We start from the raw sequence: 25,770 nt of genomic DNA on the forward strand, positions 1-25,770 counted from the left end.
GAAGCACGATGAAAGAAAAAACGATCATTATTGTCGGTGGCGGGCAAGCGGCGGCAATGTTTGCGGCCTCGCTACGCCAGCAAGGATTCACTGGTGAGCTGCACCTGTTTTCCGATGAGCAACATCTTCCTTATGAACGCCCCCCGCTCTCGAAAACCATGTTGCTGGAGGATTCCCCGCAGTTACAGCCCGTGTTACCCGCTATCTGGTGGCAGGAAAACAACGTTCATCTGCATTCTGGCGTAACCATCAAAACATTGGGACGCGACACACGGCAGTTAGTATTAGCCAACGGCGAAAGCTGGTACTGGGATCAGCTGTTTCTAGCAACGGGCGCTGCAGCCCGACAGTTGCCCTTGCTTGATGCACTTGGTAAACGCTGCTTTACCCTGCGCCATGCTGGTGATGCCGCCAGACTACGGGAAGCACTACAAGCTGAACGGTCAGTGGTGATTGTCGGTGCCGGTACTATTGGTCTGGAACTGGCGGCCAGCGCCACACAGCGCGGTTGTAACGTGACAGTGATTGAGCTGGCGACAACAGTGATGGGACGTAATGCGCCGCCCCCCGTACAACGCTATCTTTTGCAACGCCATCAGCAGGCTGGTGTGCGCGTCTTGCTCAACAATGCCATTGAGCATGTAGTCGATGGTGAGAAAGTAGAGCTGACGTTGCAAAGCGGCGAAACGCTTCAGGCCGATGTCGTGATTTACGGTATTGGCATCAGCGCCAACGACCGCCTGGCACGTGAGGCCAACCTTGATACGGTAAATGGTATTGTCATTGACGAGGCTTGCCGCACCAGCGATCCAGCTATTTTTGCCGGTGGCGATGTGGCGATAACTCGTCTTGAAAATGGTCTGCTGCACCGCTGCGAAAGCTGGGAAAACGCCAATAATCAGGCGCAAATTGCCGCTGCCACAATGTTGGGGCTACCGCTTCCGGAGCTACCACCGCCGTGGTTCTGGAGCGATCAGTACAATGATAACTTACAGTTTATTGGCGATATGCGTGGCGATGACTGGGTTTGTCGTGGCAACCCGGAAACCCAGAAAGCGATTTGGTTTAATCTGCGAAACGGTGTGCTTATCGGCGCGGTAACGCTGAATCAAGGGCGTGAGATTCGCCCAATCCGCAAATGGATCCTGAGCGGAAAACCCCTTGATGCGAAATTGCTAATTGATGAGAACATCGCGTTGAAAACACTGTAACCAGGATTATTAGCGAATATCTCGGCAGCTGGGGCGTGGCGAGGTACCAGAGTGTGTATTACGTTTAAATCACATTATCTTGCAAAGGGATTGGTTATGAACTCACTACGTTATTTTGATTTTGGTGCCGCCCGCCCCGTTTTGTTATTAATTGCCCGTATCGCCGTCATCTTAATTTTCATTATTTTTGGTTTTCCCAAAATGATGGGCTTTGACGGGACGGTACAATATATGGCCTCGCTGGGCGCACCGATGCCAATGCTGGCGGCAGTTATTGCGGTGATTATGGAAGTACCCGCCGCGATATTAATCATACTTGGCTTTTTCACCCGCCCGCTGGCGGTACTGTTTATTTTCTATACGCTGGGTACGGCGGTGATTGGTCATCATTACTGGGATATGACTGGCGATGCGGTCGGGCCAAATATGATTAATTTCTGGAAGAATATCAGCATTGCTGGCGCATTCCTGCTGTTGGCGATTACCGGACCGGGGGCGATTTCTCTCGATCGACGTTAGGAAAGATGCCGGATACGGCGTGAACGCCTTATCCGGCCCACCGCTCCGGCACCGATTGTAGGCCTGATAAGACGCCATAAGCGTTGCATCAGGCATCGTGCGCCGAGTGCCTGATGCGGCGTGAACGCCTTATCCGGCATTTTATAAATTACAGCAACGCAACCCGCAACGACATCTCTGAAATTGTTGATTCCCCTGGTGCAAGCGCAATGAGATCACCACCTTCCGGGCGATGATGGTCATCTGGCGCATGACTCATCGGTTCCAGACAGAAGAAATCAAACGCATATCCTTTATCAAACGCCGGGTCGGAAACAAAGACGAAATAACACGGTGCAGGCGGCGTCGTTTCCATGATGATGGCGTAACCCTCCTGCGGCTGCTCGATGCGGGCCTGACCATTCCATCCGGCAAAACCATTGTTCACCCACTGACGCGGCAACGGCGCAAGCTGGTTGAAATCCAGTTCCTGCGGTAGCTGCTCGCAAAACTCACCCGCCAGCCACTGCTCCCGCTCCAGCCAGTAACCGCTCGCCTGCGCCTGAATCCGCGTTTGTGGTGATAACGGAAAATAAGGATGCCAGCCAGTACCAAATGGCAGCGTCTCTACCCCTTCATTACTGACAGAGAGCGTCACCGTCAGCGTATCCGCCGTTAAATGAAACGCCTGGCTTACCCGATAGTGATAAACACCGCTGCGATGTTCATACACCAGACACAAACTATCATCGCTACGCGAGACACATTGCCACTGACCCAGCCAGCCGTCACCGTGCAGATAATGTGCATCCCATTCAACATTCGGTTGCAGATGATACTCTCGCTCCTGCCAGACAAAACGGTTACCGCTCACCCGGTTTGCAAACGGCACCAGCGGAAAACAGGAGGCATCGGTTGCCACACCGTTTTTTTTACCGGCACGTAAGAGCGGCGTCGTGTCACGCCAGAAGCCTTCGATTACGCCGCCCTGGTCAGAGATATCCAGCTTTAGCGGTCCGTGAGATAAGGTATAGATGGTCATCCGCTAACTCCTTAATCCGGGAAGTTAATCACAACTTTCCCGCATTTGCCGCTCGCCATCAGCGCATAGGCATCACCTGCCTGTTCCAGCGAGAAGCGATGGGTAATGGCGTTACGCGGCCACAGTTTCCAGTCAGTCAAATCGTGGGCGCATTTTTCCATATGGAACAAACTGGTCACCCAGGAACCAATAATTCGCCGTTGATGGTGCATCAGGTCGGCGCTAACCTCGAACTCTACTTTTCCGGTTTCACCAATGTAAACCACGCGTCCCCAGTCAGCGGTGGATTACAGTGCCAGTAAGCGACCTGCGGCATTACCGGAACAATCAAGCGCAACATCCGCGCCGCCGTGAGTGAGTTCGGCGATTATCTGCGGCAGACCTTCAGTGGTCGCTAAATAGCCGTGATCCATCACTCCTAACTGTTTCGCCATCGCCAGACGTTCCGGCAGCATATCAACGCCGATGATCCGTTTTGCACCACGACCTTTCGCCAGCATCATCGCCATCATGCCGACCGGCCCCAGACCAACCACCAACACGTTATCACTGCCGGAAACTTCGCCGCGCAAGATCCCTTCATACGCTGTGCCAACGCCGCAACTGATAAACGCGCCATCTTCGTAGCTCAGCGCATCCGGCAGGAGGATCAGATCTTTTTCTTCCGCCAGCAGATATTCGGCATGACCGCCGTCACGCTGCCAGCCGTAAGCCGCTTTTCCTTTGCCAGTACAAGAGATAGGAAAGCCGCGGCGGCAGTTCGGGCAAAAACCACAGCCAGAAATGTGATACACCAGCACGCGATCACCCTCTTTAAAATGGCGACAGCCTTGCCCCATCGCCACAATTTGCCCGCACGGCTCATGACCGTTGATAAAGCCCTGGTATAACGGTTTATCGGGCGCCGCCGCCGTGGCGCGGTGTTGATGGTAGATATAGTGGACATCGCTTCCGCAAATCCCGGAGGATTTCATTTTGATCAGTACCTGGTTAATCCCCGGCGTCGGCACCGCAACTTCCCGCAGATCGACGGTCGAATTTCCTGGTAAATAAGCTGCCAGCATCGTTTTCATAAATCCCTCATTAACAATACGATTAATTTTCATCCCTGCCGCACCCGCGCCAGGGGCGTTAAGGTTTAGCGTTTCGCTTTACTGCTACGCTGGGTCAGCAAGATATTCGCCAGCACCGCCACCACGATGATGACGCCGCGCACCACCTGCTGGAAAAAGGAGTTAATCCCGAGCAGCACCAGACCGTTACCGATTAGCGTAATCACCAGTACGCCAAGCAGCGTACCGAACAACGAGCCGCGACCACCGGAAAGCGCCGTACCGCCGACCACGACCGCGGCGATGACGTCAAACTCCAGACCGTTTGCGGCACCTGCGTTACCGGAACCGAGGCGCGCCGCCAACAAAATGCCGGTCACCGCCGCTAATAATCCCGAAAGGGTAAAGATAAGAATGCGCACCCGACGAACGTTAATACCGCACAACTGCGCCGCCGTGGCATTACCGCCAACAGCAAAAACCGAGCGCCCGAAGGCGGTTTTGCGGCTGATAAACACAAACAGCGCAAACAACACCATCATGATCAGCGCGGATACCGGCACACCAAGAAATTGTCCGCCCAGCCAGTCCAGCACCTCATTTTCGTCAATCGGCACTGGCAGGGCGTTGGTCATAAACAGCCCCATTCCGCGCAGGGCGCTCCACAGCCCCAGCGTGGCAACGAAACTTGGCACGTTAAACACGCCGCGCAGTACCCCGGCGAGCGTTCCCATCAGCGCGCCTAACAGCAACACCAGCAGACAAGCAATCGCCAACGGAACTTCAAATTGCAGCAAAAATGCCAGGCACACCGAGACAAAAGCCACCATCGGCCCAACGCTGACATCAATTTCACCGGAGATAATAATCAGCGTCATCGCCCAGGCGGCGATCCCAATGGTGGCGGCATCGCGCAGCACGTTCATCTGGTTATTCAATGAGATAAAACCCGGCGCGTTCAGAGAAAAGACCAGATAAAGAATGGCGATTACCACCAGCAAACCGATCTCATTAATATGGCGACTGACAAATTGTTTGAGCGAGACGCTCTTGCCCTGCGGCAATGGTAATGACGAAGCAGACATCTTAGGTTCCTCGGTAAAATTCATCAGTGCACAGACAGAATGGCGGACATCAGCTCATCCACATTGACCGGAGCGTGAAACTCCTGCGAGAACGTACCGTGCTGTAACAACAGAATGCGGTCGCACACCAGCGGTAACTCCTCCACTTCACTGGAGATAAACACCACGCTTTTTCCTTCGGCAGCCAGCTCACGGACAATACGGTAAATCTGCTGTTTGGCTTCGATATCGACGCCGCGCGTTGGCTCGTCGAGCAACAAAATCTGGCTGGCGGCATAGACCCAACGACCGATCACTACTTTTTGCTGATTGCCGCCAGAAAGCGTGCCGATGGGCGTTTCGCTACTGGCGGCCTTGACCGTCATCCGCTGCATCACTTCTTCGGTCAGGCGGCGGATGGTGGACCATTGCAGCACTCCGTTGGCGCTGATTTTTTGCCGATTGGTCAGCACTGTATTTTCGTCAACGCCCAACCAGGGAATGATCCCCGCTTCTTTGCGGTTTTCTGGCGTATAGCCAATGCCGCGTTTCAGCATGTCGCCGTAATCGGGGCGCGTGATTTTCTCGCCGTTGATAACAATTTCGCCCTGTTCATACGTCTCCAGCCCAACAATCGCCTTCAGCAATTCACTGCGCCCTGCCCCCAGCAGACCAGCAATGCCGAGCACTTCGCCACGACGTAGCGTAAAACTGATATCCTCCAGCTTGGGCTTATGGCGTAACGCACGGACTTCCAGCACGGCCTGATCCACAATTTCCTGAGGTGCAACCGGCGCAATATCAACGTGATCGCGCCCTAGCATTAGCGACACAATATGATGCGTGGAAGTGTTTTCGAGCATCACATCGCCCGCCACCTGACCATCGCGCATGACGGTGGCACAGGAGGCAATGCGGCGGATTTCTTCCATCCGGTGGCTGACATAAATCACCGCCACGCCCAGTGCTGACATTTTTTTCACGGCGCTGATTACCAGTTCAACTTCCGCACTGGCAAGCGAGCTGGTAGGTTCATCAAGAATGACCACGCGCGGCTCGCCTTTCATCACCCGCGCAATTTCCACCAGTTGCTTTTGCGCCGGGCTTAGCCCTGAAACAAGTTGTTCAGGGCTAACGTCAACGCCCAGCGCCTGTAAGCAACGTTGGGCATCCTGCGCCATTTGCAGGTAATCAATCATGCCGTTGCGGCGGGGCCACTGACCGAGGCAGAGGTTTTCCGCCACTGTCAGCCCTTCCACCAAACTTAACTCCTGATAAACCGCGCGTACCCCCAGTTCAGCGGCACGGCGAGTCAGCGTAGCTTCGTCGCCTTCCAGTCGCGTCTCACCAATCCAGATATCACCGCTATCCGGACGTTCGCTACCGGTAAGCATTCGAATGAGGGTCGATTTTCCCGCACCGTTTTTGCCTAACAGCGCGCGAACTTCACCTTTATTGAGCGTGAAGTTAACGTTATCCAGCGCAACGACGCCTGGATAACGCTTATTTCCTGCCACCACTTTTGCTACCGGGACTGCCTCTGTTGCCGTGAACATAGGGACCTCTGCGAATCAGCTATTAGGGCAGACCATCAACGTGCGTTGCCAGCCACTGTTTACCGTCTTCAGTTTTGGTATAGAGATCGATTGGCACCTGAATCACTTTTTCACCGTCGGCTTGTTTATTGATAACCTTCAATGTTTGCGCGAAAACAGCATTGCCCATTTTCTTACCAGAAATATCCACTACCGCTTTCAGCACCTGGTTATTTTCCAGTTCCTGAGCAATTTCAGTGGTCATATCCGAACCGAAAACAGCAATTTTTCCAGCCTGATTTTGATTACGTACCGCTTTTACCGCGCCGAGTGTCGCACCGCCCGATTCCCCCATAATGGCGTTGAGATCCGGCGTGGAGATAATCAGTTTTTCACCAACGGAAATCGCTTTATCTAAAACAGTCCCTTCCTGATTAGCGACAATTTGCGCGCCGGGAACGCGGGCTTTTAATACTTCTTCAAACCCTTTACGTCGTTGCACACAAACTTCAAAGGCTTCGCAATTGATGACGGCAATTTTCGGCTGGTCAATTTTGTTGGCAATAAAATAATCGGCGGCAGCGTTACCCAGTTTTTTACCAAATTCCAGCGGGTCACCCACCAGATATGCCGAGACATATTTATCGACACCCTTTTGATTAATACAGGTGTTGTAGCAAATCACCGGAATACCCGCTTCACTGGCGCGACGAACGGTACGGCTACTGCCATTTTCAGACACTGCCGATAAAATAATGGCATCGACATTACGCGCCACGAGGGTATCAACAAAGGTACTTTCTTTCGAAATATCGCCCTGGGCGTTAGTTTCAATTAACTGTACCTGTACTGAAGAATCTTTTGCCGCATCCTGAACGCCCTGACGCACTCCGGCGTAATATCCCTGGGTATCAAGGTATATTGTGCCAATGGTCATTTCTTTATCCGCAGCGTTGGCAAATAGTGCGCTACCCAATAGCGTAGCCATTAATAATAAATTACGGGTTGTTGTCATTTTTTTAGGCATAGTGCCTCCTGTAGGGTTTTTATTTACAACGGCTTATTTTAATTATTTGAGCGTGAGCGGCAGCGCGTGCCGCTCAAATATTACAGTTAATAAGGTTTAGTGAACGTAGTTAAAAATAAAAGGCATCACAGTGGTGAATAATGCCGCTTTCGGCCAGGCCGGATTAATCGCCGTCAATTCAGCGCGAGCAGACTCATATTGCGCAACCTCCCCGAGTCCCGCGGACGCCAGCATCGCCACCATCAGGCATTTTTCTTTATGCTGCTGTTGTAAATCGCCATACAGCGACAACAGATCAGGTTGTGAAACAGCAAAGAAATCCGCCTCAATACTGGTTTTCGCCATCTCTTGCGCCCACTGTTTCATTTCACTAAACAGTTGCTGTGCGATTTGTTGTTCGCCCAGCAGTCGCAGCGCCATTCCTTGCCAGAAGAGATAATCAACCGGCTGATCGTTGTAATAACTGTGGATGTTAATGGTGCGATCGCCGGTCGCCGCCAGACGTAAACAATGCGTCGCTTCAGTTTCATCGCCCTGCGCGTTGGCGCATATCGCCTGCCAGAACCAGATGTCGTTATCAGTTTGCCCCGGTAAACGGCCTTCGCTTAAATTCTCCGGATAATGCAGCGCGGCATGAAGCAGTTCGCTGGCCTGCTGCGGCTGTCTGGCATCAAGATGCTGCCAGGCGCGTAATAACTGGTTGAGGATAAACTGACTGGTGACCTTCCCTTCCCCGCCTTCCCACGGGTGGAATTTGCGCGTGGCGAGAATGTCCGCCGCTTTGTCTGCCTGCCCCGTGAGATGCCACAAATTGAGCAGTTCTGCGGTCATGTCGTCGCGTTTCAGCGCAATTTCCAGATTATTTTCCAGACGCGCCAGTCGTTTCTCCGGTGTGGCTCCACTTAACTTATCAAGCAAATCCCGTTCGAAAAGCAGACGTGCATCCTGCGGCGCAAGCTGATAAGCATTATCAAGATAACGCGCGGCCAGCTCATAATCGTGTTGCTTATTCCACGCATGGATCGCTAACCCGCGCCAGCCGTCGGCAAACTCCGGCGACATCTCTACGCAACGTTGCCATAAGGCAATGGCTTTGTTGTAGCTACGTTTGTTGTAGTAGAAGCAGGCCAGTAAATGGCGAGCAAACCAGCACTCTTCAATACTCTCCAGCGCCGCCACTTCTTCCAGCGTATTCGGGAAACGGACAAACTGCGGGAAGACATCAATGGCTTTTGCGACCAGTTCGCCACGTTCGGCTTTCGGCAGCAAGCTGGCTTGCAGGTAAAGCGGCAGCGTGCGCTGGCAGTCCAGTGCGTTCAGCATCTCTGCCGCCAGGGTGGGCATTCCCCAGTTAATCAGTTGCCCGGCGGTCATCAGGGCGTTAACGTCGCGTCCCTGACACAGACCGCGCCACTGCGCGAGAGCTGATTCGCTACGACCATCGAACCAGTTCAGCCACCACAGAGTGGCGTTCAGCGGATAATCGCGCAGCAGTTTCTCGCGCTGCAAACGCGCGTTGTCCTGACGACCAATTAACACCAGCAGCAGATTATGCAGGCAAAGCACTTCCTGATTGGTTGGGCAGGCGCGAAGACTTTGTTGGCAAAAATCCAGACCCGCGTCGAAGTTACCATTACGCGCCGCCAGTCGTGCCAGACCATAATAGCCTCCGGCTTTACTGTTGCCGCTCCAGACCGCACGCCAGAAATCCTCTTCGGCTTGTTGATATTGTCCCTGACGTTCGTAAGCACTGGCGCGAATCAAACTCGCCTGTCCGCACTGCGGATTTTTGTTCAGCGCATGTGCGCGTTTCAGAGCCTGAGTGGCATACGCCACCGCTTGCGGGAAATCTGCGCGGTTATATTCCAGCATCGCCAGCGCCAGGTTACAGCGGTAATCCAGCGGATCCAGCGCCACGCCTCGCAGGTAGTAATCGAACGGTGAACGGCTGGCGTGATGATATTGCTCCAGATGCTGACCGATAAACCAGGCTTCATCTGTACTGGTAATGTCTTGTGCTGACAGTGGCGCTTTGGCGACGTCCGGCAACGGCAACTCTTGCGGCTGATGTTCCTGATAACTCAGTACAATATTGCCGTCGGCATCAGAGAGCTCAATGGTCAGTCTTTCAGGATTGATACCGTGTAACACGCCCTGGATGGCGGTCGCTGGTGTCAGGGCCACGGCATCATCAAGTAACGCGTTGCATTTGCCGATTTCGCGGATCGCCAGGCGGTATCCGTTCAACGGAGAGATGGCATACAGCCCCCACTCAATCCCCCGCTCACTACGCTGGAGTTTAATCACCGCATCGCGGGAGGCGTTTTGCACCATGCCCAAAGAATGGTAAGGCAGGAAATACTGCTCAAAACGCTTCTCTTCGTAAGCATCAAGCCAGGTAAAATCAGGCTGGTTATCGGCAAAAATACCGGTCATCAGTTCGATATACGGACCGTTATTGTCAGTCAGGCTCTTATCCCACGCCTGGCCAAATTCACTGTGTCCCCAGCTCCACTGTTTTTTACCTGGCGCGATGTGGTGGTTGGCAACGTGTAGCAAACCGCCATCTTCATCGTGACACCATGCGCCGACAAAATCGTACTGTGATTTTTCAGCCATATATGAGGTTGGAACGGGCACATTTTTATAGCGAGAAATGTCCACTCCAGCGGAGTAGTCCACTTTGTAGTAAGTGCCGGTAGCGATAGGGAAAGCGGAGACGGCCCGTTTGCCGTGATCAAACACCGCCGTTACATCCGGCGGGAAGACGCTCTGATGCCCTTCCCCCCCTTTCACTGCCGGGTTGGCCCACCACAAGAAATGACGCGGCGTGGCGTTGCCGTTATAGACGCGGCTGGCGATTTCCAGCGCAGCCCGTTCAGGGCGCAGTGTGAAACCTGTCATCACCTGTAAACCGTGCATCGGCTCCGTTTCGCCGACCCACACCGTCTGTGCGCCGTCTTCATGGGCTTCGAGGGTGAAATCGACGGGCATAAAGGTGGTCGGGCGATGGTGTTGCGGCCAGTTAAACTCAATCCCGCCAGAGATCCACGGTCCCAGCAGCCCCACCAGCGCAGGTTTAATGACTTCATTGTGATAGACAAAATCGCGCTGTTTAACTTTATCCCACGCGCGATGCACCCGACCGCCCAGTTCCGGCAGGATCATCACTTTGATGTAGTCGTTTTCCAGCCACACCGCCTGCCAGGATTTCAGGGTTTTCTGTTCACTCAGCGTATCGGTCACGCCGTAGGGATAAACCGCGCCGGACGATCCCTGATAAACGCGATTTTCCAGGAACATGGGATGTATATCCTGCGGCCCGGTTTCATAGGTCGGGATCTCAACGCGCTCTTGCCACACTTTTACTGGAGTCATGGTGCCCTCAATATTAACAAGACATACTGAATTAAAAGATTTGTGGCAGTGTATTGAACAATCTGGCAATGTTTTCGCGGAATAATCACGCAATTAACTAAACAAGGTTTAGTGAAGATGAGAGCCTGCATTAACAATCAACAGATTCGCCACCATAACAAATGCGTGATTCTGGAACTGCTGTACCGACAAAAACGCGCCAATAAGTCGACGCTGGCCAGGCTGGCGCAAATTTCGATTCCGGCAGTCAGTAATATTTTGCAGGAACTGGAAAGCGAAAAACGGGTGGTGAATATCGACGATGAAAGCCAGACGCGCGGGCATAGTAGCGGTACATGGCTGATTGCGCCGGAAGGTGACTGGACGCTGTGCCTGAACGTGACGCCCACCAGTATTGAGTGTCAGGTTGCTAATGCTTGTTTAAGTCCGAAAGGTGAATTTGAGTATTTACAGATTGATGCACCGACGCCGCAGGCGCTGCTGTCCGAAATCGAAAAATGCTGGCATCGCCACCGTAAATTGTGGCCGGACCGCACCATCAATCTGGCGCTGGCAATCCACGGTCAGGTTGATCCAGTGACAGGAGTGTCGCAAACCATGCCGCAAGCGCCGTGGACAACGCCGGTTGAGGTGAAGTATCTGCTGGAAGAGAAGCTCGGCATTCGGGTGATGGTCGATAATGACTGCGTGATGCTGGCGCTGGCGGAGAAATGGCAAAATAATTCGCAGGAACGGGATTTCTGCGTGATCAACGTTGATTACGGCATTGGCTCGTCGTTCGTGATTAACGAGCAAATTTATCGCGGCAGTTTGTATGGTAGCGGACAGATTGGTCACACCATCGTTAATCCGGATGGCGTTGCCTGCGACTGTGGACGTTATGGCTGCCTGGAAACCGTCGCCTCGTTAAGCGCATTAAAAAAACAGGCGCGAGTATGGCTAAAGTCACAACCTGGCAATACTCAGCTTGATCCAGAAAAACTGACTACCGCGCAATTAATTGCCGCCTGGCAAAGTGGAGAACCGTGGGTCACCAGCTGGGTTGACCGCAGTGCCAACGCCATTGGTTTGAGTCTGTATAACTTCCTCAACATCCTCAATATTAATCAGATTTGGTTGTACGGTCGCAGTTGCGCCTTTGGTGAGAACTGGCTTAATACTATTATTCGCCAGACAGGATTTAACCCGTTCGACCGCGACGAAGGACCGAGCGTGAAAGCGACGCAAATTGGCTTTGGGCAATTAAGCCGCGCACAACAGGTGCTGGGAATTGGCTATTTGTATGTTGAGGCGCAGTTACGCCAGATTTGATGACGCGATAACGTAAAAAGGCTTCCCGAAGGAAGCCTTTTTTCAACAGATTAACCGTTTCGCTTATGCGTAAACCGGGTAACGTGCGCAGATGTCGAGAACTTTACCTTTGATGCGCTCAATAACCGCTTCATCATTGATGCTGTCCAGCACGTCACACATCCAGCCAGCCAGTTCTTTCGCTTCTGCTTCTTTGAAACCGCGACGCGTAATCGCCGGAGTACCCACGCGAATACCGGAGGTCACAAACGGGCTCTTCGGATCGTTCGGTACGCTGTTTTTGTTGACGGTGATGTTAGCACGGCCCAGAGCTGCGTCTGCTTCTTTACCGGTCAGGTTTTTATCAACCAGATCAACCAGGAACAGGTGGTTATCAGTACCGCCGGAAACCACTTTGTAGCCGCGCTCGAGGAACACTTCTACCATCGCTTTAGCGTTTTTCGCGACCTGCTGCTGGTAAGTTTTGAACTCAGGCTCCATCGCTTCTTTCAGAGCAACCGCTTTACCGGCGATTACGTGCATCAACGGACCGCCCTGACCACCAGGGAAGACGGCAGAGTTCAGTTTTTTGTACAGCTCTTCGCTACCGCCTTTTGCCAGGATCAGGCCGCCGCGCGGACCCGCCAGGGTTTTGTGAGTGGTAGTAGTAACTACGTGAGCATGAGGAACCGGGTTTGGATAGACGCCGGCAGCAACCAGGCCCGCAACGTGCGCCATATCAACGAACAGGTAAGCACCGATGCTATCAGCGATTTCACGCATTTTCGCCCAGTCAACCACGCCGGAATATGCAGAGAAGCCACCGATAATCATTTTCGGCTTGTGTTCTTTGGCTTGTTTTTCCAGATCTGCGTAGTCGATATGACCGGTCGCATCGATACCGTAAGGAACGATGTTGTACAGTTTACCGGAGAAGTTAACCGGAGAACCGTGAGTCAGGTGACCGCCATGCGCCAGGTTCATACCCAGAACGGTATCACCTGGTTCCAGCAGCGCGGTGTAGACCGCAAAGTTAGCCTGGGAGCCGGAGTGCGGCTGGACGTTAGCGTAGTCAGCGCCGAACAGCTCTTTCGCACGATCGATCGCCAGTTGTTCAACGATATCAACATACTCGCAACCGCCGTAGTAGCGCTTGCCCGGATAACCTTCAGCATATTTGTTGGTCAGCTGAGAACCCTGCGCCTGCATTACGCGCGGGCTGGTGTAGTTTTCGGAGGCGATCAGTTCGATGTGCTCTTCCTGACGTACTTTTTCCTGCTCCATAGCCTGCCACAGTTCGGCATCATAATCGGCAATGTTCATTTCACGCTTTAACATCCGCATCTCCTGACTCAGCTAACAATAAAATTTTTTCGCCTAATTTTGGCGGTCCTGATGGACAACGGCGAACAGTATAACCGAATCATTGTGCGATAACAGGTCTTGACAAAGGAATTTACGCAAACGATTACCTTCAAGCTGTGCAAGGCTTTGGAGAATAAAGGGCCTGCAACCGGAAACGGATTTCTTTTCAGGTTTGTGATGCAAATTTTTCACTTCATCACATTCTTGATGAAAAACACCAAAAGAACCATTTACAGTGCAGGGCTATTTTTTATAAGATGCATTTGAGATACATCAATTAAGATGCAAAAAAAAGGAAGACTCTATGCTTGACGCTCAAACCATCGCTACAGTAAAAGCCACAATCCCTTTACTGGTGGAAACAGGGCCGAAGTTAACCGCCCATTTCTACGACCGTATGTTTACTCATAACCCAGAACTCAAAGAAATTTTTAACATGAGTAACCAACGTAATGGCGATCAACGTGAAGCCCTGTTTAACGCTATTGCCGCCTACGCCAGTAATATTGAAAACCTGCCTGCGCTGCTGCCAGCGGTAGAAAAAATCGCGCAGAAGCACACCAGCTTCCAGATCAAACCGGAACAGTACAACATCGTCGGTGAACACCTGTTGGCGACCCTGGACGAAATGTTCAGCCCGGGGCAGGAAGTACTGGATGCGTGGGGTAAAGCCTATGGCGTACTGGCTAATGTATTTATCAATCGCGAGGCGGAAATCTATAACGAAAATGCCAGCAAAGCCGGTGGCTGGGAAGGTACTCGCGATTTCCGCATTGTAGCTAAAACGCCGTGCAGCGCACTTATCACCAGTTTCGAACTGGAACCGGTCGACGGTGGCACAGTGGCAGAATACCGTCCGGGACAATATCTCGGCGTCTGGCTGAAACCAGAAGGTTTCCCGCATCAGGAGATTCGTCAGTACTCTTTGACCCGTAAACCGGATGGCAAAGGCTATCGTATAGCGGTGAAACGCGAAGATGGCGGGCAGGTATCCAACTGGCTGCACAATCACGCCAACGTTGGCGATGTTGTGAAACTGGTAGCTCCGGCGGGTGATTTCTTTATGGATGTGACGGATGACACGCCGGTAACACTGATCTCTGCAGGCGTAGGGCAAACGCCAATGCTGGCGATGCTCGACACGCTGGCAAAAACAGGTCATAGCGCTCAGGTAAACTGGTTCCATGCGGCAGAAAATGGCGATGTTCACGCCTTTGCTGATGAAGTTAAGGAACTGGGACAAACACTGCCGCGCTTTACTGCGCACACCTGGTATCGTCAGCCGAGCGAAGCCGATCGCGCTAAAGGTCAGTTTGATAGTGAAGGTCTGATGGATTTGAGCAAACTGGAAGGTGCGTTCAGCGATCCGGCAATGCAGTTCTATCTCTGCGGTCCGGTCGGCTTCATGCAGTTTGCCGCTAAACAGTTAGTGGACCTGGGTGTGAAACAGGAAAACATTCATTACGAATGCTTTGGCCCGCATAAAGTCCTGTGATTTGATGTTGCCGGATGGAAACATCCGGCAACCATGACGCGGTTTAAATTGCCGCGTCGTCCTCTTCGCCGGTACGGATACGAATGACCCGTGCCACATCAAAGACGAAAATTTTACCATCACCAATTTTGCCGGTTTGCGCCGTACGAATAATCGTATCTACGCAGATATCAACAATGTCGTCCGGCACGACGATCTCAATTTTCACCTTCGGCAGAAAATCCACCATATATTCCGCACCGCGATACAGCTCAGTGTGGCCTTTCTGGCGCCCAAAGCCTTTCACTTCGGTCACGGTCATGCCGGTAATACCGACTTCGGCCAGTGCTTCACGGACATCGTCCAGCTTGAAGGGTTTAATAATCGCATCAATCTTTTTCATGCTATTCCTTGAAAAGGTCGCCTGTCTTTTGATCTGCTAAACGTAACACATTACGCCAACTCATTCCTTGAAATCGTTTGCATCCAGCTCGTGTCGGGAAAGCAGTTTATAAAATTCTGTCCGGTTGCGCCCCGCCATTCTCGCCGCGTGGGTGACATTGCCTTTAGTGATTTGCAGCAACTTACGCAAATAGTTGAGTTCAAACTGGTTACGCGCCTCAACAAAGGTTGGCAGCGCCGTGTTTTCGCCCTCCAGCGCCTGCTCTACTAATGCATCGCTAATCACCGGAGATGAGGTCAGCGCCACACACTGTTCAATTACGTTCACCAACTGGCGCACATTGCCCGGCCAGCTGGCAGTCATCAGGCGTTTCATCGCATCGGTGGAGAACGCACGGACAAACGGTTTATGCCGTTCTGCTGCCTGACGCAACAAGTGATTTGCCAGCAGCGGAATGTCTTCTGTGCGCTCCGCCAGCGCCGGAATTTTCAGGCTGACAACGTTGAGGCGGTAATAGAGATCTTCACGGAATTCCCCGCGCGCCATCGCTTTTGGCAGGTCGCGGTGAGTGGCAGAAATAATCCGCACGTCGATGTCAATATCGCGGTTACTGCCCAGCGGGCGGACTTTGCGCTCCTGCAATACGCGCAGCAATTTTACCTGTAACGGCTTAGGCATATCGCCAATCTCATCGAGAAACAGCGTACCGCCTTCCGCCGCCTGGAATAAACCTTCGCGATTGCTGACAGCGCCAGTAAACGCGCCACGCGCATGACCAAACAGTTCCGACTCCAGCAACTGCTCGGGCAATGCGCCACAGTTAATAGCAATAAATGGTTTGCTGTTGCGCGGGCTGGCGTTGTGGATAGCCTGGGCGAAAATCTCTTTCCCGGTGCCGCTCTGGCCATTAATCAAAACGCTAACGTCTGATTGCGCCACCAACCGCGCCTGTTCCAGCAAACGCAGCATCAGCGGGCTGCGGGTGACAATCGCCGCGCGCCAACGTTCGTCGGTGGCTGGGGCGGATTGCTCCAGCGCATCATCAATTGCCTGATATAGCGCGTCTTTATCGACGGGCTTGGTGAGGAAACTAAACACGCCCTGCTGTGTCGCGGCGACAGCATCGGGAATAGAACCATGCGCGGTGAGGATGATTACTGGCATTCCCGGCTGCACTTTCTGGATTTCAGCAAATAGCTGCATACCGTCCATTTCATCCATCCGCAGGTCGCTGATGACTAAATCTACTTTTTCGCGATTCAGTACCCGTAATCCTTCAGCGCCACTTTCCGCCGTGACCACGCTGTAGCCTTCACTGGTCAGGCGCAGACCAAGCAATTTCAGCAATCCCGGATCGTCATCGACCAATAATAAATGCGCAGGTTTATGGCTCATCAGGGGTGACCTCATTGGTGGATGGCGCGTTTTTTTCACTCTCGTGCGGCGTGTCCGGTGGAAAATTTCCGGCCGGTTTGCGGGTCGAGAGCTGGCGTTCAATGTCCGTCAGGTTTTCCAGCTTACGGGTAGTGAGTTCCAGTTGTTGCTGTAGAACGTGATGTTGCTGGCGCAGGGCGTCCAGTTCGCTGTCGCTGGATTGCTGGAGTTTGCTGTAACGTTGGCGCTCTTCCGCCAGTTGCAGTTGCAATGCCTGTCCGTCGCGCCAGAGTTGATACAACGGGCGAACCTGCGCCGGGATTTCAGTACTTAACGCGTCAATGCGCGCGACCAGTTGGCGGCGCTCAAAAGGCGTGATTTTGGCGTCGGCGAGCAAAATCCCCTGCTTAAAGGTATTTTGCCAGCTGCCATCACCATACTTGCGAGCTTCCTGACGCGACTGCGCTGGCATTAAGCGGTTGGCGCAATCCATCGCCCGTAGCCAGTAAAGCGGGTTAGTTTCAGTTGATTTACCTTGCAGCGCCCAGATGTCGCTACATTCGGTTGGAAGATAATCAGCCAGTTGATAAACCGGAATTTTTTCTTCTACTGGCGCATTAATGGCTGGTTTATTGTGATTCTGCACGCAGCCCAGCAATGCCAGACAAGGCAACCCCGCCAGCCACAGCCGTCGGGGCAATAATCGTTGAAAAATGTGTCGCATATTCACCAGACTTAGAGCCTATCCCAGTGGGCGTAATTGTTGCAGGCAGTTTGGGCACAGACAGCGCGGAGAAACCGGAGCGTACATGTCGTACGTGAGGATTTCGAGCTCCGCCCGGGGCCGAACTGGCAAATAAAATAGCCTAATGGGATAGGCTCTTAACATTATTTCGTGTTTTTCGACGAAGGCAATTCAATGCGGAAACAAACGTCTTGCCCGCTCTCGTCGACCAGATACAGTTCCCCCTGCATACGGCGAATACAATCCCTGGCAATGCTTAATCCCAGACCGCTGCCCTTCACCGCCCCTTTTCGCTGGTGGCTTCCCTGAAAAAAGGGTTCGAAGATCATGGCGCGTTCCTCTTGCGGAATGGGCGTGCCTGTATTGATGACATCAATATAAACCCGCGCGCCATGTAAACTGCTGCGAAGGCGAATGTTACCGGATTCAGCCCCGTAGTGCACCGCATTGGAGTAAAGATTATCCAGTACGCTCATCAGCAACATGGGCTCCGCCAGGCAATCTATTGCTTTGAGATCGACGTCGGTATGCATCATTTTAGCCCGTGCGGGCAGGCTGTGAGCGGAAACCACCGTCTCCACCAGCGGCGCCAACTCTACGTTCTCCAGTTCCACCGCACTGTCCGCCTGTTTACGGTTGTAATCAAGCAGTTGTTCGATCAGTTTTTGCAAATTGCGGCTGCTGCTATCAAGAATGCTCACCACCTCTTTTTGCTCTGGCGTAAGCGGCCCGACAACCTGATCAGCCAGTAATTCAGTGCCCTCGCGCATACTCGCCAGTGGCGTTTTTAATTCATGAGATAAATGTCTTAAAAATTGATGGCGTTGGGATTCCAGCCATGACAGGCGCTCACTTAACCATAGAATACGTTGCCCAACCGAGCGTAACTCGCTCGGGCCACTGAACGAGATGCTATTGCCCAGTGAGCGCCCCTCCCCCAGACGATTGATCATGCGCTCGATATTTTTCACCGGACCGATAATCATCCGCGTGAAAAGTAGCACCATTACCAGACTCACCAGAAACAACACCAGTGACTGCCAGCCGAAATACTGTCCGCGTTCGGCTATCTCTCGCTGGAGTTGCTGCCCGCGTGAGAACACCACGGTGCGCGTGGCCTGTACCATTTCGGCATTGGCATTGGCAAAGGCTTCCAGACGCGCGGCAGCTGCCGCATCCGGCCCACTATTGTTACACTGAAGTTGGGCAAGATTGTTCAAATCCTGACGTAATGCCTGGTATAGTTTATCGTCCGGCAACACGCCTGCGTGGGCATCGAGCATTTTACTGTAACGTTTACGCTGGCTTTGATAGACCTTCGCAAGGGTTGGGTCGTCCAGCACGCAATACTGACGGTAGCTACGCTCCATCTCCAGTGCCGCATTAGTCATTGCCTCACTACGCCGGGCGTCAATAAGCGTTGTGCGATTGACCAGCGCCGCCTGATCGCTAAGCGCATTAAGGCTTTGCCATGCTTGCCATGCCAGTACCAGCAGAGGCAGCAGAATCAGCAAGAATGCCAGCATGACTAATTGTCGTAATGAACGGGGAAAAACGGGCCAGCGTTTCAAGGTGTTACTCTCGTCAGACGCGAATAGCCTGATGCTAACCGAGGGGGAGTTCAGATACAACAAAGCCGGGAATTACCCGGCTTTGTTATGGAATAAGGCGGTGCCTAACTCGACGTTTCGCCCGATGGTTGATATAGCTACGCTGATATCAGAAGTTGGACGGCAGGCACCTTGTTGTGCGTCATTCGAATTTTATGTAGCACGTCCCGAAGGGGCTGACATAAGTAGGTGAATGAGCCACTGGTTACTATTATGCAGTAACTGTGCCAATAAATAAAATAGTTTGATAACGTACTGATTCTACGTTGTTTTGATGGATTTATGGCTGTTTCACGATTTGTTTATAAATCAGTCACTATGTCGCCTAACAGAGACAGTTAAGGATAAAAGTATTCGTTTTAAATTAAATCAACAAGTTAAGTGTCTCCTGTGAGCGACATGGCAAACCACCCGTTGTCGTGATTTACAGACACAAAAAAAGCTCCCGGAGTCGGGAGCTTATAATTGTTGGCAAGATTGGTGTTTGCGTTAACGCCTTATCCCAGCTGCTTACGCGCATTGCGGAAAATGCGCATCCACGGACCATCTTCCCCCCAGTTTTCCGGATGCCAGGAGTTGCTGACGGTACGGAATACACGTTCCGGGTGCGGCATCATAATGGTGACACGACCGCTTTCGGTAGTGACCGCAGTAATACCGTTCGGGGAACCGTTCGGGTTAGCCGGGTAGGTTTCGGTGACTTTGCCGAAGTTATCGACATAGCGCAGTGCCACCAGCCCTTTGTTTTCCAGTGCCGCCAGATGCGCCGCATCGCGCACTTCCACGCGCCCTTCACCGTGAGAGACAGCAATCGGCATCTGCGAGCCTACCATCCCCTGCAACAGCAGCGACGGGCTTTGGGTTACTTCTACCAGACTGAAACGTGCTTCAAAGCGATCGGAGGTATTGCGCACAAAACGTGGCCACAACTCGCTACCCGGGATCAGTTCACGCAGATTAGACATCATCTGGCAACCGTTACATACCCCCAGCGCCAGCGTTTGCGGACGGTGGAAGAAGGTTGCAAACTCATCGCGTACACGGTTGTTGAACAGAATAGACTTCGCCCAACCTTCACCTGCGCCCAATACGTCGCCATAGGAGAAACCGCCGCAAGCTACCAGTGCGTGGAAATCCTCCAGACCAGTGCGTCCAGCCAGCAGGTCACTCATATGCACGTCGATAGCATCGAAGCCTGCACGGTGGAAAGCTGCCGCCATTTCAACATGCGAGTTCACGCCCTGCTCACGCAGCACGGCAACTTTCGGACGTGCGCCAGTGGCAATAAACGGTGCTGCCACATCTTCGTTGATATCGAACGACAGTTTCACATTCAGGCCAGGATCGGCGTCGTTGGATTTCGCCTGATGCTCCTGATCGGCACACTCCGGGTTATCACGCAGGCGCTGCATTTGCCAGGTAGTTTCTGCCCACCAGACACGCAACGTGGTGCGGCTTTCGCTAAATACAGTCTGCCCGTTGGCGGTAATCACAAAACGGTCACCGGAAACCGCATGGCCTACATAATGGACGCAATCAGCAAGGCCATGCTGTGCCAGTACTGCTTCGACCGCTTCACGGTCAGCGGCACGAACCTGAATCACCGCACCCAGCTCTTCGTTAAACAACGCCGCCAGGCGATCGTCGCCCAGAGAGGCGATATCCGCTTCAATGCCACAATGACCGGCAAATGCCATTTCCGCCAGCGTTACCAGCAGGCCGCCATCAGAGCGGTCGTGGTACGCGAGCAGCTTACGCTGTGCAACCAGCGCCTGAATCGCATCATAGAAGCCTTTCAGTTGCGCGACGTCGCGTACATCAGCCGGTTTGTCGCCAAGCTGACGATAAACCTGCGCCAGCGCCGTTGCGCCCAGCGCGTTATTGCCTTTGCCCAAATCAATCAGCAACAGTGCGTTATCTTCGGTAGAAAGCTGCGGCGTGATGGTGTGACGAACATCTTCCACGCGGGCAAATGCAGAAATCACCAGCGACAACGGCGAGGTCATTTCGCGCTCTTCGTTACCTTCCTGCCAGCGGGTTTTCATCGACATAGAGTCTTTACCCACAGGGATCGTCAGCCCCAGCGCCGGACAAAGCTCTTCGCCCACCGCTTTAACGGCCTCATACAGGCCCGCATCTTCACCAGGATGACCTGCCGCCGCCATCCAGTTGGCGGAAAGTTTGATGCGTTTGATATCGCCAATCTGCGTTGCCGCAATGTTAGTTAACGCCTCACCAACTGCCAGACGGGCAGAAGCGGCGAAATCCAGCAGTGCAACCGGCGCCCGCTCGCCAATCGCCATCGCTTCACCGTAGTAGCTGTCGAGGCTGGCGGTAGTGACCGCGCAGTTAGCGACCGGCACCTGCCACGGACCAACCATTTGATCGCGCGCCACCATACCGGTTACGCTGCGGTCACCAATGGTCACAAGGAAAGTTTTCTCCGCCACGGTCGGCAGATGCAGCACGCGTTTCACCGCGTCAGCAATGGTGATCCCTTCACGGGCCAGCGCGTCGCCTTTCGCTTTCAGCGTTTGTACGTCGCGGGTCATCTTCGGCGTTTTGCCAAGCAGGACGTCCAGCGGCAGATCAATCGGCTGATTATCAAAATGACGATCGTGCAAAGAAAGATGCAGTTCTTCTGTCGCTTCACCAATCACCGCGTACGGTGCGCGCTCACGCTTACACAGTTCGTCAAACAGCGGCAACTGATCGGCAGCAACCGCCAGCACGTAGCGTTCCTGGGACTCGTTACACCAGATTTCCAGCGGGCTCATGCCTGGCTCGTCGCTCAGGATGTCGCGCAGTTCGAATTTACCGCCGCGTCCGCCGTCGCTCACCAGTTCCGGCATGGCGTTAGAAAGACCGCCTGCGCCGACGTCGTGGATAAACAGGATTGGGTTGGCATCACCAAGCTGCCAGCAACGGTCGATTACTTCCTGGCAACGACGCTCCATTTCCGGGTTGTCGCGCTGGACGGAAGCAAAGTCGAGATCCGCATCAGACTGACCAGATGCCATAGAAGACGCTGCACCACCGCCAAGACCGATGTTCATTGCCGGACCGCCGAGGACGACCAGCTTCGCACCGACGTTGATCTCGCCTTTTTGTACGTGATCGGCGCGAATATTGCCAATCCCGCCGGCCAGCATGATCGGTTTGTGATAACCACGCAGCTCTTCGCCGTTGTGGCTGTTTACTTTTTCTTCATAGGTACGGAAGTAGCCGTTCAGTGCCGGACGACCAAATTCGTTGTTAAACGCCGCGCCACCCAATGGGCCTTCGGTCATGATGTCCAGCGCGGTGACAATGCGCTCAGGCTTACCAAAATCCTCTTCCCACGGCTGTTCGAAGCCTGGAATACGCAGGTTGGAAACAGAGAAACCAACCAGACCGGCCTTCGGTTTCGCACCGCGCCCGGTGGCGCCTTCATCACGAATTTCGCCGCCGGAGCCAGTCGCCGCGCCCGGCCACGGAGAAATCGCCGTCGGGTGGTTGTGAGTTTCTACTTTCATCAGGATGTGCGCCGGTTCCTGATGGAAATCGTAGCGGCCCGTTTCGTGGTCAGCAAAGTAGCGGCCCACTTCAGAACCTTCCATTACGGCGGCGTTATCTTTATAAGCAGAGAGAACGTGATCCGGCGTGGTTTCGAAGGTGTTTTTGATCATCTTGAACAGCGATTTCGGCTGTTGTTCACCGTCGATAATCCAGTCGGCGTTAAAAATTTTGTGACGACAGTGCTCGGAGTTCGCCTGGGCGAACATATACAGCTCGATGTCGTTCGGGTTACGACCAAGCTTTGTGAAAGCATCTTGCAGATAGTCAATTTCATCGTCCGCCAGTGCCAGGCCGAGACGCAGGTTTGCGTCGATCAGCGCCTGGCGTCCCTGCCCCAGCAAATCTACGCTGGTGACCGGAGTCGGTTGATGGTGAGCAAACAGCTGCTTCGCATCATCTAAAGCAAAAAAGACCGTTTCCATCATGCGGTCGTGCAGTTCAGCGGTAACCTGCTGCCATTGTTCATTGGTCAGCGTACCGGCTTCTATATAGTAAGCAACGCCGCGCTCAAGGCGGTTTACCTGTTGCAGCCCGCAGTTATGTGCGATATCGGTCGCTTTCGAAGACCAGGGAGAGATGGTGCCTGGACGCGGGGTCACCAGCAGTAATTTGCCTTCCGGGGCATGGCTGGCGAGTGCCGGGCCATATTTCAACAGGCGTTCAAGTTGCGCGTGCTCTTCTTCGTTTAACGGCGCATTGAGGTCAGCAAAATGGACATACTCGGCGTAAATGTTGTGAACCGGGAGCCTGGCAGCCTGAAAACGCGCCAGCAGTTTATTGATTCGGAATGCCGACAGTGCAGGCGAACCACGCAGAATTTCCATCATAAGTCTCTCGTCTTCTAAGCTTTCGGTGTACCCAAGGGGGGAAACGGGCGTCATTATAAAGAATCTGTTGCGCTGACGAAACCGTTTGCGTGGAAATAAAATCACCATCATGAATTAGCAACGCGTGCCGCCAATGGCTGTAATAAGTTGCCAACTGGCACAGGTTTACGCAAAATGCCGCTCATTGATGATTATACCTTTGTTTAGCATATCGTTTTTTCAAGCCAGGACACGAACGACACAGAGAATTAACTAATTGAAAAAATTAAAGATTAATTATCTGTTCATTGGCATTCTGGCGCTGCTTCTCGCGGTAGCTCTCTGGCCATCTATTCCGTGGTTTGGTAAAGCCGACAACCGTATCGCCGCCATTCAAGCGCGGGGAGAATTGCGCGTGAGCACCATTCATACTCCCCTCACCTGGAATGAGATTAACGGTAAATCTTCCGGGCTGGATTATGAGTTGGCCAAACAATTTGCCGATTACCTCGGCGTGAAACTGAAAGTGACCGTACGGCAGAATATCAGCCAGTTGTTTGACGATCTCGACAACGGCGACGCCGACCTGCTGGCTGCCGGTCTGGTTTATAACAGTGAGCGGGTAAAAAACTATCAACCAGGTCCTACCTATTATTCCGTTTCACAACAACTGGTTTACAAAGTGGGTCAATATCGCCCGCGCACGCTGGGTAATTTGACGGCGGAGCAGCTCTCCATCGCACCAGGACACGTCGTTGTTAACGATCTACAAAGACTGAAAGAATCTAAGTTCCCGGATTTAAGCTGGAAGGTGGACGACAAAAAAGGCTCTGCGGAATTACTGGAAGATGTCATCGGAGGTAAGCTGGATTACACCATTGCTGATTCTGTCGCCATCAGCCTGTTTCAGCGAGTTCACCCGGAACTCGCCGTGGCGCTCGATATCACCGATGAACAACCAGTGACCTGGTTTAGCCAGTTAGATGACGATAATACCCTTTCCGCAGCTCTGCTCGACTTCTTCAACAAAATGAATGAGGACGGCACGCTGGCACGCATTGAAGAGAAATACCTGGGGCATGGCGATGATTTTGATTACGTCGATACGCGCACATTTTTACGCGCTGTCGATGCGGTTCTGCCACAATTAAAACCGTTGTTTGAGAAATACGCTGAGGAAATTGACTGGCGTTTGCTGGCAGCTATTGCTTATCAGGAATCACATTGGGACGCGCTGGCCACCTCACCGACCGGTGTGCGTGGAATGATGATGTTGACCAAAAATACCGCGCAAAGCCTGGGCATTACCGATCGTACCGATGCCGAACAAAGCATCAGCGGCGGCGCGCGTTATTTGCAGGATATGATGAGTAAAGTGCCGGAAAGCGTGCCAGAAAATGAACGGATTTGGTTTGCGCTCGCCGCTTACAATATGGGTTATGCGCATATGCTGGATGCTCGCGCCCTGACAGCAAAAACCAAAGGTAATCCTGACAGTTGGACCGATGTCAAACAACGTCTTCCTTTACTTAGCCAGAAACCCTATTACAGCAAGCTGACTTACGGTTATGCGCGGGGACATGAAGCTTACGCCTACGTCGAAAATATTCGTAAGTATCAGATTAGTCTGGTGGGGTATCTGCAAGAGAAAGAAAAGCAGGCAACAGAAGCGGCAATGAAGTTGGCTCAGGATTATCCGGCGGTGTCGCCAACAGAATTGAGTAAAGGGAAATTTCCTTTTCTCTCGTTTCTTTCACAGTCGTCATCTAACTATCTGACACACTCCCCTTCGCTGCTGTTTTCCAGGAAGGGAAGTGAAAAGAAACAAAATTAATCCGCAGAAGATTGCGCTTTTTTCTGCGCTTTGATTTCCTGGCGGCGCATGCGAAAAAAGTCGCTGAGTAGCGCTGCACACTCTTCCGCCAGTATTCCTTCTGTGATTTCCACCCGGTGATTCATGCCCGGATGGTGCAATACATCCATTAATGATCCGGCAGCCCCCGTTTTCGCATCTCGTGCACCAAAAACTACACGACCAATCCGGCTATGGATCATCGCTCCGGCGCACATCACACACGGCTCCAGCGTGACGTATAATGTGGCGTCGATCAGGCGATAATTTTGCATCACCAGACCGCCCTGACGCAGGGCCATGATTTCAGCGTGAGCGGTAGGATCATGCCGACCAATCGGACGATTCCAGCCCTCGCCGATTACCCGGTTGTTATGCACTAATACCGCGCCGACCGGTACTTCCCGCTCGTCCCAGGCACGCTTTGCCAGCGTAATGGCATGACGCATCCAGTATTCGTGACTAAATTCGACTTCAGACAAAAAG

17 protein-coding genes and 1 pseudogene are annotated in these 25,770 nt (G+C 52.9%); 5 read left to right on the forward strand and 13 right to left on the reverse strand.

What is annotated here, in order from left to right; translation table 11 throughout:
• The first annotated feature begins 8 nt into the window (after positions 1 to 8).
• Both hcaD and D9742_RS19360 read left to right on the forward strand, forming a co-directional pair.
• On the forward strand, positions 9 to 1,211 hold the full coding sequence (hcaD, locus tag D9742_RS19355; RefSeq protein ID WP_130237932.1) for a phenylpropionate dioxygenase ferredoxin reductase subunit: 1,203 nt from the start codon (positions 9 to 11) through the stop codon (positions 1,209 to 1,211).
• A gap of 96 nt (positions 1,212 to 1,307) precedes the next feature.
• The gene (locus D9742_RS19360) at positions 1,308 to 1,730 is read left to right on the forward strand and encodes a DoxX family protein (RefSeq protein WP_001087245.1); all 423 of its coding nucleotides are present in this window, start codon (positions 1,308 to 1,310) and stop codon (positions 1,728 to 1,730) included.
• 148 nt (positions 1,731 to 1,878) lie between these two features.
• On the opposite strand, the gene D9742_RS19365 is transcribed toward D9742_RS19360, so the two are convergent.
• The 6 genes and pseudogenes from D9742_RS19365 to D9742_RS19390 form a co-directional block, all read right to left on the reverse strand.
• Positions 1,879 to 2,751, reverse strand: coding sequence for an aldose 1-epimerase (locus D9742_RS19365; RefSeq protein ID WP_130237933.1), 873 nt, complete (start codon positions 2,749 to 2,751; stop codon positions 1,879 to 1,881).
• 11 nt (positions 2,752 to 2,762) lie between these two features.
• Positions 2,763 to 3,857 (reverse strand): annotated as a pseudogene (locus D9742_RS19370) (zinc-binding dehydrogenase).
• A gap of 32 nt (positions 3,858 to 3,889) precedes the next feature.
• Complete coding sequence (locus D9742_RS19375) at positions 3,890 to 4,888, reverse strand: ABC transporter permease (RefSeq protein ID WP_001276664.1); 999 nt, start codon at positions 4,886 to 4,888, stop codon at positions 3,890 to 3,892.
• A 23-nt stretch (positions 4,889 to 4,911) separates the two neighbouring features.
• Positions 4,912 to 6,423 carry a sugar ABC transporter ATP-binding protein gene (locus D9742_RS19380; RefSeq protein WP_130237934.1) on the reverse strand — a complete coding sequence of 504 codons (1,512 nt, stop codon included), beginning with the start codon at positions 6,421 to 6,423 and terminating at the stop codon, positions 4,912 to 4,914.
• Between the two features lie 22 nt (positions 6,424 to 6,445).
• Entirely contained in the window at positions 6,446 to 7,429 is a 984-nt protein-coding gene (locus D9742_RS19385; protein ID WP_130237935.1) for a substrate-binding domain-containing protein, read from the reverse strand.
• A 96-nt stretch (positions 7,430 to 7,525) separates the two neighbouring features.
• Positions 7,526 to 10,807, reverse strand: a complete 3,282-nt coding sequence (locus D9742_RS19390; RefSeq protein WP_130237936.1) for a DUF5107 domain-containing protein — start codon at positions 10,805 to 10,807, stop codon at positions 7,526 to 7,528.
• Between the two features lie 117 nt (positions 10,808 to 10,924).
• Here D9742_RS19390 and D9742_RS19395 point away from each other — a divergent pair, with 117 nt between their 5' ends.
• On the forward strand, positions 10,925 to 12,118 hold the full coding sequence (locus D9742_RS19395; RefSeq protein WP_130237937.1) for an ROK family protein: 1,194 nt from the start codon (positions 10,925 to 10,927) through the stop codon (positions 12,116 to 12,118).
• 63 nt (positions 12,119 to 12,181) lie between these two features.
• Here D9742_RS19395 and glyA read toward each other — a convergent pair whose 3' ends face one another.
• Positions 12,182 to 13,435 carry a serine hydroxymethyltransferase gene (glyA, locus tag D9742_RS19400; RefSeq protein ID WP_000919159.1) on the reverse strand — a complete coding sequence of 418 codons (1,254 nt, stop codon included), beginning with the start codon at positions 13,433 to 13,435 and terminating at the stop codon, positions 12,182 to 12,184.
• 331 nt (positions 13,436 to 13,766) lie between these two features.
• Here glyA and hmpA point away from each other — a divergent pair, with 331 nt between their 5' ends.
• The gene (hmpA, locus tag D9742_RS19405; RefSeq protein WP_130237938.1) at positions 13,767 to 14,957 is read left to right on the forward strand and encodes an NO-inducible flavohemoprotein; all 1,191 of its coding nucleotides are present in this window, start codon (positions 13,767 to 13,769) and stop codon (positions 14,955 to 14,957) included.
• A gap of 43 nt (positions 14,958 to 15,000) precedes the next feature.
• Here the strand turns inward: hmpA and glnB are convergent, their stop codons facing one another.
• From glnB to purL, 5 genes are all read right to left on the reverse strand, one after another.
• Positions 15,001 to 15,339, reverse strand: a complete 339-nt coding sequence (gene glnB, locus D9742_RS19410; RefSeq protein ID WP_000717691.1) for a nitrogen regulatory protein P-II — start codon at positions 15,337 to 15,339, stop codon at positions 15,001 to 15,003.
• A gap of 60 nt (positions 15,340 to 15,399) precedes the next feature.
• Positions 15,400 to 16,734: a two-component system response regulator GlrR gene (glrR, locus tag D9742_RS19415; RefSeq protein WP_130237939.1), complete on the reverse strand. Its 1,335-nt coding sequence runs from the start codon at positions 16,732 to 16,734 to the stop codon at positions 15,400 to 15,402.
• On the reverse strand, positions 16,724 to 17,437 hold the full coding sequence (gene qseG / locus D9742_RS19420; protein WP_130237940.1) for a two-component system QseEF-associated lipoprotein QseG: 714 nt from the start codon (positions 17,435 to 17,437) through the stop codon (positions 16,724 to 16,726). The genes glrR and qseG overlap by 11 nt, the downstream gene beginning before the upstream one ends.
• Positions 17,438 to 17,601: 164 nt before the next feature.
• Complete coding sequence (qseE, locus tag D9742_RS19425; protein WP_130237941.1) at positions 17,602 to 19,029, reverse strand: two component system sensor histidine kinase QseE/GlrK; 1,428 nt, start codon at positions 19,027 to 19,029, stop codon at positions 17,602 to 17,604.
• Positions 19,030 to 19,565: 536 nt separating this feature from the next.
• A complete protein-coding gene (gene purL, locus D9742_RS19430) occupies positions 19,566 to 23,453 on the reverse strand; it encodes a phosphoribosylformylglycinamidine synthase (protein ID WP_130237942.1) in 3,888 nt (1,295 codons plus the stop codon).
• 256 nt (positions 23,454 to 23,709) lie between these two features.
• Between purL and mltF the strand changes: the two genes are divergently transcribed.
• Entirely contained in the window at positions 23,710 to 25,266 is a 1,557-nt protein-coding gene (mltF, locus tag D9742_RS19435) for a membrane-bound lytic murein transglycosylase MltF (RefSeq protein WP_130237943.1), read from the forward strand.
• Here mltF and tadA read toward each other — a convergent pair.
• Positions 25,263 to 25,766, reverse strand: coding sequence for a tRNA adenosine(34) deaminase TadA (gene tadA / locus D9742_RS19440; RefSeq protein WP_240780485.1), 504 nt, complete (start codon positions 25,764 to 25,766; stop codon positions 25,263 to 25,265). The two genes, mltF and tadA, sit on opposite strands and share 4 nt — an antisense overlap.
• Between the last annotated feature and the right edge of the window lie 4 nt (positions 25,767 to 25,770).

The sequence above is a fragment of the Escherichia sp. E1V33 genome, from assembly GCF_004211955.1.
GTDB lineage: Bacteria > Pseudomonadota > Gammaproteobacteria > Enterobacterales > Enterobacteriaceae > Escherichia.